Source organism: Mycobacterium sp. UM_CSW (assembly GCF_000455205.1).
Taxonomy (GTDB): Bacteria; Actinomycetota; Actinomycetes; order Mycobacteriales; family Mycobacteriaceae; genus Mycobacterium.
The window spans coordinates 1-4,099 of the sequence record NZ_AUWQ01000132.1; the positions used below are offsets into that span (position 1 = coordinate 1).

Annotated in this window: 5 protein-coding genes; 4 read left to right on the forward strand and 1 reads right to left on the reverse strand. The window is 69.3% G+C overall.

Annotated elements, in window-relative coordinates:
• The 3 genes from N415_RS29030 to N415_RS29040 all read left to right on the forward strand — a co-directional run.
• Positions 1 to 602 (forward strand): FAD-dependent oxidoreductase (locus tag N415_RS29030; protein WP_193376523.1); only part of this gene is annotated, 602 nt, incomplete at its 5' end.
• A 5-nt stretch (positions 603 to 607) separates the two neighbouring features.
• Positions 608 to 1,303 carry a hydrogen peroxide-dependent heme synthase gene (gene hemQ / locus N415_RS29035; protein WP_068189362.1) on the forward strand — a complete coding sequence of 232 codons (696 nt, stop codon included), beginning with the start codon at positions 608 to 610 and terminating at the stop codon, positions 1,301 to 1,303.
• A 63-nt stretch (positions 1,304 to 1,366) separates the two neighbouring features.
• Entirely contained in the window at positions 1,367 to 2,074 is a 708-nt protein-coding gene (locus tag N415_RS29040) for a class I SAM-dependent methyltransferase (RefSeq protein ID WP_068189367.1), read from the forward strand.
• On the opposite strand, the gene N415_RS29045 is transcribed toward N415_RS29040, so the two are convergent.
• Positions 2,071 to 3,351 (reverse strand): amidohydrolase family protein, encoded by a 1,281-nt coding sequence (locus N415_RS29045; RefSeq protein WP_068189374.1) that lies wholly within the window; start codon positions 3,349 to 3,351, stop codon positions 2,071 to 2,073. The two genes, N415_RS29040 and N415_RS29045, sit on opposite strands and share 4 nt — an antisense overlap.
• Positions 3,352 to 3,542: 191 nt before the next feature.
• Between N415_RS29045 and N415_RS29050 the strand changes: the two genes are divergently transcribed.
• On the forward strand, positions 3,543 to 4,099 hold a 557-nt coding region (locus tag N415_RS29050; protein ID WP_068189363.1), incomplete at its 3' end, for a PE family protein.

Sequence of the window (4,099 nt, forward strand, 5' to 3'; positions counted from 1 at the left end):
TCGACGACACCGGCGCCCGCTGGCCCGCCGACGCGGTGATCCTGGCCGTTGCGGCCCCGCGGGTGGCGGCCCTGCTAGGCGAGGTCGCCCCGCGCAGCGCCGCCGCGGCGCGCCGGATCGAGAGCGCGTCGTCGGCGGTGGTGGCGCTCGCCGTGCCCGCCGACACCCCGTTCCCGCAGTGCTCCGGGGTCCTGGTCGCGAGCGGAGAACCGTTGCGCGCCAAGGCGATCACACTCTCATCACGCAAGTGGGGCACGCGCGGGGACACCCAGCAGCTGCGGCTGTCGTTCGGGCGGGCAGGCGACGACCCAGAAAATTCCGTGGTGGCCACCCCCGACGACGAATTGCTGGGCTGGGCGCTCAGCGACCTGGTCGACGTGTTCGGGCTGACTGTCGACCCCGTCGACGCCCGCGTCCAGCGCTGGCTCGACGCCATGCCGCAGTACGGCCCCGGCCACGCCGAGGTGGTCGCCGAGGTGCGCGCCGGCCTGCCGCCGACCCTCGCCGTGGCCGGCAGCTACCTCGACGGGATCGGCGTGCCGGCGTGCGTCGGGGCGGCCGGGCGCGCGGTCGAGGCCCTGCAAGCGGAAGTGGCACGATAGGTGCCATGGCCAAACTCGACTACGAGGCCCTGAACTCGCAGCTGCGCTACCTGATGTTCTCGGTGTTCTCGGTCCGGCCCGGCGAGCTCGGCGACGATCGCGCGGCCGTGATCGACGACGCGACGACGTTTTTCAAGCAGCAGGAGGAGCGCGGCGTCGTGGTGCGGGGCCTCTATGACGTGGCGGGCCTGCGCGCCGATGCCGACTTCATGATCTGGACCCACGCCGAACGCGTCGAGGCGCTGCAGGCGACCTACGCCGACTTCCGGCGCACCACCGCGCTGGGCCGGGCCTGCTCGCCGGTGTGGAGCAGCGTCGCGCTGCACCGGCCCGCCGAGTTCAACAAGAGCCACATCCCGGCGTTCCTCGCCGGGGAGGAGCCCGGCGCCTACATCTGCGTGTATCCCTTCGTGCGGTCCTACGAGTGGTACCTGCTGCCCGACGAGGAGCGCCGCCGCATGCTCGCCGAACACGGCATGGCCGCCCGCGAGTACAAGGACGTCCGCGCCAACACCGTGCCCGCGTTCGCGCTGGGCGACTACGAGTGGATCCTGGCGTTCGAGGCCCCGGAGCTGGACCGCATCGTGGACCTGATGCGCGAGCTGCGCGCCACCGACGCCCGCCGGCACACCCGGGCCGAGACGCCGTTCTTCACCGGGCCTCGGGTGCCGGTCGAGCAACTAGTCACCGCATTGCCGTAATTCGAAATCGAGGGGGACACAGTGACCACGTTTGACCCGACCGATCCCACCCGCTTCGAGGAGATGTACCGCGACGACCGGATGTCGCACGGGCTGCCCGCCGCCACGCCCTGGGACATCGGCGGCCCGCAGCCGGTGGTCCAGCGGCTGGTTGCCCTCGGCGCGGTCAAGGGCGAGGTGCTCGACCCGGGCACCGGCCCCGGCCACCACGCGATCTACTACGCCTCCAAGGGCTACTCCGCCACCGGCGTCGACGGGTCGGAGGCCGCGATCGAACGGGCCCGCGCAAACGCCCAAAAGGCCGGGGTGTCAGTCAATTTCGAGGTGGCCGACGCCACCAAACTGGACGGGCTCGACGGCCGGTTCGACACCGTCGTCGACTGCGCCTTCTACCACACCTTCAGCACCGAGCCCGAGATGCAGCAGTCGTATGCGCGCGCGCTGCACCGCGCGACCAAGCCGGGGGCGCGGCTGTACATGTTCGAGTTCGGCGAGCATGACGTCAACGGCTTCAAGATGATGCGGTCGTTGTCCGAGAGCGACTTTCGCGACGTGCTGCCGGCCAACGGCTGGGAGATCACCTACCTGGGCCCGACGACGTATCTGGTCAACATCAGCGCCGAGTCGATCGAGATGATGGCCGCGCGCAACCCGGACATGGCCGACCAGGTGCAGCCGATGCTGGAACGGTTCCGAGCGATGGAGCCGTGGCTGGTGAACGGCCGGGTGCACGCCCCGTTCTGGGAGGTGCACGCCACCCGGGTGGACTAACTGTTGCCGCGGGTCGCCTCGGCCAGGGCGTTGGACACCCGCTCGCCCTTCTTGTGATGGCTGAGGGCGCGGATCGACACGTCATGGCCTTCGGCCGCCCGGCGTAGCGCGCCCACGGTGGCCTGCTCGCGCGGATGGGCCGGGAACGGGTCGAAGGAGTACCACCGCATGGCGTTTTCGTGCGTCATCTTGTTGACGTCGGTTTCCGAAACGTCGTGGGCGCGAAGGACATCCCAGAGTTCTTCGGGCGCAGCGGGCCACATCGAGTCGCTGTGCGGGTAGTCGGCCTCCCATGCGATGTTGTCGATGCCGATCTGGTGGCGCAGCTGCACCCCGACGTGGTCGCTGATGAAGCACGTCAAGAAGTGCTCGCGGAACACCTCGCTGGGGAGCTTGCCGCCGAAGTCCTGGTGGGTCCACGCCGAGTGCATCTCGTAGGTGCGGTCGGCCCGCTCCAGGAAATAGGGGATCCACCCGGTGCCGCCCTCGGAGAGGGCGATCTTGAGGCCGGGGTATTTCTTGATCGGCGTCGACCACAACAGATCCGCGGCGGCTTGCACGATGTTCATCGGCTGCAGCGTGATCATCACGTCCATCGGCGCGTCCGGCGCGGTGACCGCCAGCTTCCCCGACGAACCGATGTGCACGTTCATCACCGTGTCGGTGTCGACCAACGCTTTCCACAGGGGTGTCCAGTAGTCGTCATGAAAGCTGGGATAGCCCAGCACCGAAGGGTTTTCGCTGAAAGTCAACGCGTGCACGCCGCGCTCGGCGTTGTGGCGCACCTCGGCCGCGCACGCCTCGGCGTCCCAGATCACCGGCAGGCACATCGGGATGAACCGCGCCGGATACGCCCCGCACCACTCCTCGACATGCCAGTCGTTGTAGGCCCGCAACAGGGCCAGGCCGAAGTCGTGGTCCTCGGTGGCGAACAGCCGGCCGGCGAACCCCGGAAATGTCGGAAAGCAGATCGAGGCGAAAATCCCGCCCGCGTTCATGTCCTTGACCCGTTCGTCGACCTGCCAGCACCCCGGCCGGATTTCGTCGAGACCCTGCGGTTCGAGCCCGTATTCCTCCTTCGGCCGGCCCGCCACCGAGTTGAGCGCCACGTTGGGAATCACCACATCGCGAAATTGCCAGCTGTCGCTGCCATCTGGGTTGTGCACCAGCCGTGGCGCCTCGTCGGCGTACTTCTTGGGCAGGTGGTTTTTGAACATGTCCGGCGGTTCGACGATGTGATCGTCGACGCTGATCAGGATCATGTCATCTTTGATCATGTTCGCCCGCTTCCCGATTCCCTTACCGTTGGTGCGACGGTACCGCAGCCGCAACGGCGGCGAAAGCATTCGTTGAGCGCCAAACCCCGCACGTCGCGCCCCGAGCGCGTAGGCTGCGTTCTCTGGTGAACCGGCGCCGGGGGAGATGACTTGTCGGTCATGGGGGCGCATCGGATAGGGGAGGTATCCCAATGTCGTTCGTGATCGCGGCTCCCGAGTTGGTGATGGCCGCGGCCAACGACCTGGCCGGCATCGGTTCGGCGATCAACGCGGCGAACACGGCCGCGGCGGCCGCGACGACCGGCGTGGTCGCGGCGGGCGCCGACGAGGTGTCGGCCGCGGTCGCCGAGCTGTTCTCCGCGCAGGCGCAGGAGTACCAGGCGCTGAGCTCCCAGGTCGCGGCCTTTCACACGCAATTCGTGCAGAACGTGACGTCGGGCATGGCGGCGTACGCCGGCGCCGAGGCCGCCAACGTGCAGGGCAGCCTGCTCGACGCCATCAACGCCCCCACGCTGGCCCTGCTGGGGCGCCCGCTGATCGGCAACGGCGCCAACGGCGGCACCGTCGGTGGGATAGGGCAACCCGGCGGGCCCGGCGGGCTGTTGGTCGGCAACGGCGGGGCCGGCGGCAACAGCACCACCCCGGGAGCACCGGGTGGCAACGGCGGGGCGGCCGGGTTGTTCGGCGTCGGCGGCCCGGGTGGGTCCGGCGGCTCCAGCCCCACCGGCGTCGGCGGTAACGGCGGGGC